Annotated in this window: 6 protein-coding genes and 1 pseudogene; 6 read left to right on the forward strand and 1 reads right to left on the reverse strand. The window is 69.4% G+C overall.

The window, feature by feature from the left end:
• The 3 genes and pseudogenes from ABT381_RS34780 to ABT381_RS34790 all read left to right on the forward strand — a co-directional run.
• Window positions 1-185 (forward strand): annotated as a pseudogene (locus ABT381_RS34780) (serine/threonine protein kinase); the annotation flags it as partial.
• A gap of 118 nt (window positions 186-303) precedes the next feature.
• A complete protein-coding gene (prfB, locus tag ABT381_RS34785) occupies window positions 304-1,416 on the forward strand; it encodes a peptide chain release factor 2 (protein WP_351601794.1) in 1,113 nt (370 codons plus the stop codon).
• A 340-nt stretch (window positions 1,417-1,756) separates the two neighbouring features.
• A complete protein-coding gene (locus ABT381_RS34790; protein ID WP_351601797.1) occupies window positions 1,757-2,578 on the forward strand; it encodes a hypothetical protein in 822 nt (273 codons plus the stop codon).
• 149 nt (window positions 2,579-2,727) lie between these two features.
• On the opposite strand, the gene ABT381_RS34795 is transcribed toward ABT381_RS34790, so the two are convergent.
• Entirely contained in the window at window positions 2,728-2,937 is a 210-nt protein-coding gene (locus tag ABT381_RS34795; RefSeq protein WP_351601800.1) for a hypothetical protein, read from the reverse strand.
• 306 nt (window positions 2,938-3,243) lie between these two features.
• On the opposite strand from ABT381_RS34795, the gene ftsE reads away from it, so the two are divergent.
• The 3 genes from ftsE to ABT381_RS34810 all read left to right on the forward strand — a co-directional run.
• A complete protein-coding gene (gene ftsE / locus ABT381_RS34800) occupies window positions 3,244-3,933 on the forward strand; it encodes a cell division ATP-binding protein FtsE (protein ID WP_030250386.1) in 690 nt (229 codons plus the stop codon).
• A gap of 32 nt (window positions 3,934-3,965) precedes the next feature.
• Window positions 3,966-4,877 carry a permease-like cell division protein FtsX gene (ftsX, locus tag ABT381_RS34805; protein ID WP_351601804.1) on the forward strand — a complete coding sequence of 304 codons (912 nt, stop codon included), beginning with the start codon at window positions 3,966-3,968 and terminating at the stop codon, window positions 4,875-4,877.
• A 67-nt stretch (window positions 4,878-4,944) separates the two neighbouring features.
• Window positions 4,945-5,496 (forward strand): S41 family peptidase (locus ABT381_RS34810; RefSeq protein WP_351601808.1); only part of this gene is annotated, 552 nt, incomplete at its 3' end.

Below are 5,496 nucleotides of genomic sequence, written 5' to 3' on the forward strand. Positions count from 1 at the left end.
GGGCGGCGGGCGAGCGCCGTGCGGGCTCGGCCCGGCACCGGGTGCGCAAGCGCCGGGTGCGACTGGGCCTCGCGGCGGCGGGCCTGGTGGCCGTAGCGGGCATCGGCACGTGGCTGGCTTCCGGCGACGACACCCCCGACGACGCCCGCCCCGGTACGGAGCAGACAGCTCCGGACGTGCCGTAGCCGAGTGCCCCGTAAGGGGCGCGGGGAACTGCGCGAGCAACCACGACGGCGCCGCACGGGGCCACCGGCCTCGGACGGCCCGGCGCATGTCGGCTCACCCAGCCGTTAGGCTGGAGGCGTGGCAGTCGTCGATGTATCCGAAGAGCTGAAGTCCCTCTCCTCGACCATGGGGTCGATCGAGGCCGTCCTGGACCTCGACAAGATGAGGGCCGATATCGCTGCGCTCGAGGAGCAGGCAGCGGCCCCCGACCTCTGGGACGACGTGGAGAACGCCCAGAAGGTCACCAGCCGGCTGTCCTACCTCCAGGGGCAGCTGCGCAAGGCCGAGGACCTGCGAGGCCGCGTCGACGACCTCGAGGTGCTCTTCGAGCTGGCCGCCGACGAGGCCGACGAGGACACCCAGGCCGAGGCGGAGGCCGAGCTGATCTCGGTCCGCAAGGCGGTCGACGAGCTGGAGGTGCGTACGCTCCTGTCCGGCGAGTACGACGCCCGTGAAGCCGTGGTCACCGTCCGCGCCGAGGCCGGCGGCGTCGACGCCTCCGACTTCGCCGAGAAGCTGCAGCGCATGTACCTGCGCTGGGCCGAGCGGCACGGCTACAAGACGGAGCTGTACGAGACCTCGTACGCCGAAGAGGCCGGCATCAAGTCGACCACCTTCGCCGTCAACGTGCCGTACGCCTACGGCACGCTCTCCGTGGAGCAGGGCACGCACCGCCTGGTCCGGATCTCCCCGTTCGACAACCAGGGCCGCCGCCAGACGTCGTTCGCCGGCGTCGAGGTGCTGCCCGTCGTCGAGCAGACCGACCACATCGAGATCGACGAGTCCGACCTGCGGGTGGACGTGTACCGCTCCTCGGGCCCCGGCGGCCAGGGCGTCAACACCACGGACTCCGCGGTCCGCCTCACGCACCTCCCGACCGGCATCGTGGTCTCCTGCCAGAACGAGCGCTCGCAGATCCAGAACAAGGCCACCGCCATGAACGTCCTCCAGGCGAAGCTGCTGGAGCGGCGCCGCCAGGAGGAGCAGGCCAAGATGAACGCGCTCAAGGGCGACGGCGGCAACTCCTGGGGCAACCAGATGCGGTCGTACGTCCTGCACCCGTACCAGATGGTCAAGGACCTGCGGACGGAGTTCGAGGTCGGCAACCCGCAGGGTGTGCTGGACGGCGACATCGACGGCTTCCTGGAGGCCGGCATCCGCTGGCGCAAGCAGCAGGAGCAGGAGAAGTAAGCCGAGGTCGAAGCCGAGGCCGAGGCCGAGGCCGAGACATCGGAGGCAACCGTCGCCTGTGGGGCGGCGGTTGCTTTTTGTTGTGGTGATTTGGTTACAGTCGTACGCCGCCGACCCCCATAAAGCGCTGCAATACGGTCATCCGCTCTTTATTTGACCTTGACGGTCCGTTGGGATCTGGGAAGGGTAGAGCGCGGCATGCGTATGTCTGGGGCGCGTGTGAAACGGGGATCCTGGCGAACCGCCCGCTCAGCGGAGCCGCGAGTCGCGTACCCCCATCGGCCGTCGCCCCGCACAGAAATGCCCCAATGACACATGAGCTACTGGGGGTAGCAGGCAGATGACCAAGAAGACGCGGGTGCGCGTGGCGCGCGTTGCGGCCGGCGCTGTGATCGCGCTGGGCGCGTCGCTGACCGTGACGGGCGCCGCTTCGGCCGCCGAGCCGGGCGCTCAGGCCCAGGAGGACGACGGCATCATCGGCGGTCTCATCGGTGGCCTCATCGGCGGCGGTGACGGCGGCCAGTCCGACGGTGGCCAGTCCGACGGCGGCCAGGCCGGTGGCGACACCGGTGGTGACGACGGCGGTCTGATCGGCGGCGAGGACGACGGCGGCGCGATCGGCGGTGACGACAGCGGTGGCGCGGTCGGCGGCGACGACAACGGCGGCGTGGTCGGTGGCGACGACAACGGTGGCGCGGTCGGCGGTGACGACAACGGCGGCCAGAACGGTGGCGACAACGGCATCGGCGGCGGCAACGGCGGCAACGGCGGCGACAACGGCATCGGTGGCGGCAACGGCGGCGATGGCGGCAACGGTGGCGACAACGGCATCGGCGGCGGCAACGGCGGCGACAACGGCGCCACCGGCGGCAACGCCACTGGCGGCGACGCCAACGGCGGCGACGACGGCACCGGTACCGACAACGAGGGCACCAAGCCGATCGAGCAGCCGGGCGACTCCAAGGAAGACATCGCCAACACGCCCGGTCAGGCCCAGGACACGCCCAAGGGCGGTCAGCAGCAGGCCGGCGGCGAGCTGGCCGAAACCGGTTCGTCCGGTACGACCTTCCTGCTGATCGGTGCGGCGACGATGATCGCCGGTGGCATCGGCTTCCGCATGATGCCGCGCCTGATCAACAAGGGCGGTTCCGCCGCGGCCTGAGGCCCCGGCGCGGCACCGTGAAACGTGCCGCAGCGGCATGACGCACAGCGAAGGGCCCGGCGCGCAATCCGCGCCGGGCCCCTTTGCGTATGCGGTCTTGTCCGTATGCGGCTGTCCGTATGCGATGTCCGTATGCGATCTCGTCGAGATCAGCCGGGGGTCAGCCCACCCGTCGCCAGCAGGCCCACCGCGACCAGCGCCACCAGCAGCACCACGAGGGTCGCCGGGGTGACCTGCGCGAAGAGCCCGGTCAGGCCGCTCTGCTGCTGCAGTCGCTCCCTGCTGGCCCGGCACACCGGACAGCGGCCCTCGCTCACGGGGGCCGCGCAGTTGGCGCACACCAGTCGGTCGTACGTCATGCGACCTCCTTCTCACCAGCTCCAACGCGCGGGCCGGCGCATTGGTTCCCTCTTCTACTGTGCCAGCTCGCCGGCCCCTCGGCGCGCGTACCGGAATCCTCGCAGCGCACGGCACGTTCAGGCCGCGCGCGGGCCGTCGGCGGGAGCCGGAATGTGTTCGTTTTGTCCCCGTAGGTGCCGTGAATAAACGCACCAAGACCGGACGCCGACTGCGCCGCGCCTCGTGGTTCGCGTATGGTCACGCTCACCGACGGGAGCCGCAACTCGGCAACCCGTGCCCCTACCCAGGTCGACCGTGGTGCATCTGTGATCCGATTCGACAACGTCTCCAAGACTTATCCGAAGCAGAACCGCCCCGCTCTCAGGGACGTCTCGCTCGAGATCGAACGAGGCGAGTTCGTCTTCCTGGTGGGCTCGTCGGGCTCCGGCAAGTCCACCTTCCTGCGGTTGCTCCTGCGCGAGGAGCGGGCCAGCCACGGTGCGGTGCACGTACTGGGCAAGGACCTCGGAAAGCTGTCCAACTGGAAGGTCCCGCAGATGCGGCGCCAGGTGGGCACGGTCTTCCAGGACTTCCGGCTGCTCCCGAACAAGACCGTCGGGCAGAACGTCGCGTTCGCCCTGGAGGTCATCGGCAAGCCGCGCGGCCAGATCCGCAAGACCGTCCCCGAGGTGCTCGACCTCGTCGGCCTGGGCGGCAAGGAGGACCGGATGCCGGGCGAGCTGTCCGGTGGTGAGCAGCAGCGCGTGGCGATCGCGCGGGCGTTCGTCAACCGCCCGATGCTGCTGATCGCCGACGAGCCGACCGGCAACCTCGACCCGCAGACCTCCGTCGGCATCATGAAGCTGCTGGACCGGATCAACCGCACCGGCACGACCGTGGTCATGGCGACCCACGACCAGCAGATCGTCGACCAGATGCGCAAGCGGGTCATGGAACTAGAAAAGGGCCGGCTCGTACGCGACCAGTCGCGCGGCGTGTACGGCTACCAGCACTAAGCGTGTACGGCCCCCAGTACTGAAAGGACGCCATGCGCGCCCAGTTCGTCCTGTCGGAGATCGGCGTCGGTCTCCGCCGTAACCTCACGATGACCTTCGCCGTCATCGTCTCCGTGGCTCTCTCGCTCGGCCTCTTCGGCGCCTCGCTGCTGATGCGCGACCAGGTCAGCACGATGAAGGGCTACTGGTACGACAAGGTCAACGTCTCCATCTTCTTCTGCAACAAGAACGACGCCGACTCCGGCGCCAACTGCGCCAAGGGCGCGGCCACCACGCAGCAGAAGAACGACATCCGCGCCGAGCTGAACCGGCTGCCGATCGTCGAGAAGGTGAGTTACGAGTCCAGCGACCAGGCGTACAAGCACTACAAGGAGCAGTTCGGCGACACGCCCGTCGCGGGCCTCGTCACCCCCGACCAGCTGCCGGAGTCCTTCCGGGTCAAGCTGAAGGACCCGACCAAGTTCGCGGTCATCAAATCGGCCTTCAGCGAGCGGCCCGGCGTCCAGGAGGTCCAGGACCAACGGGACACCGTGGAGCCGCTGTTCAACCTGCTCAACGGCATGAACATCGCCGCGCTGTGCGTGATGGGGCTGATGCTGGTCGTTGCGCTGCTGCTGATCGTCAACACCGTACGGGTGTCGGCGTTCAGCAGGCGGCGGGAGACCGGGATCATGCGGCTGGTGGGCGCGTCCAGCTTCTACATCCAGATGCCGTTCATCCTGGAGGCCGCCATCGCGGGCCTGATCGGCGCCGGGTTCGCCTGTGTCCTGATCGTCGGCGGCAAGTTCATCCTCGTGAACAACTGGCTGGCGGAGAAGATCCAGGTGATCAACTTCATCGGCTGGGACTCCGTGGTGGCCGTGCTCCCATTGGTCCTGCTCATCGGTCTTCTGATGCCGGCGCTCGCCGCGTTTTTCGCGCTCCGCAAGTATCTGAAGGTGTGAGTTATGCCAAGAGCGCCGTGCGGGCAACTGCCCGTACGGCGCTTCTTTCTGGCCTAGACTCACCGGCATGTCGGGCCGATTGCACTTTGTCCGGCCCCGCCGCATCCGCCGCGGGGCGGCCCTGACGTTGGTCTTCGCGAGCGTGCTCGGTACGGGCGCGGCAGCCGGTACTTGGGGCGGCGAAGGCCGAGAAGGGGCGGAGCACCGGATACCGGTACGTACCGTCGCCGACGGCCGGTCGGCCGCGGACGGCACGGCGGACCGCGAGGCCGTCGAGCGGGCCGCCAGCGAGGCGATCAAGGACGGCAAGTCCGGCAGCCAGGCCGCGGCCGACGTGGTCAGCCGCAGCGGCGACCGCTGGTCCACGGTCTACACCGCGGGCGAGTACGAGGACTTCAGACAGCAGCTCGACGGCGAGTACGTCGGCGTCGGCCTGTGGCTGCGCCAGGCCGAGGGCGGTCATGTCCGCGTCTCCCGCGTCCGCCCCGACAGCCCCGCGGCCCGGGCCGGCATCGCGCCCGGTGACGCGCTGCTCGCCGTCGACGGCCGCACCACCCGGCACCGCCCGGTCACCGAGGTCGTGGCGCGGCTGCGCGGCGACGCCGGTGCCGAGCCGCGC

Source organism: Streptomyces sp. NPDC000151 (assembly GCF_040301705.1).
GTDB lineage: Bacteria > Actinomycetota > Actinomycetes > Streptomycetales > Streptomycetaceae > Streptomyces.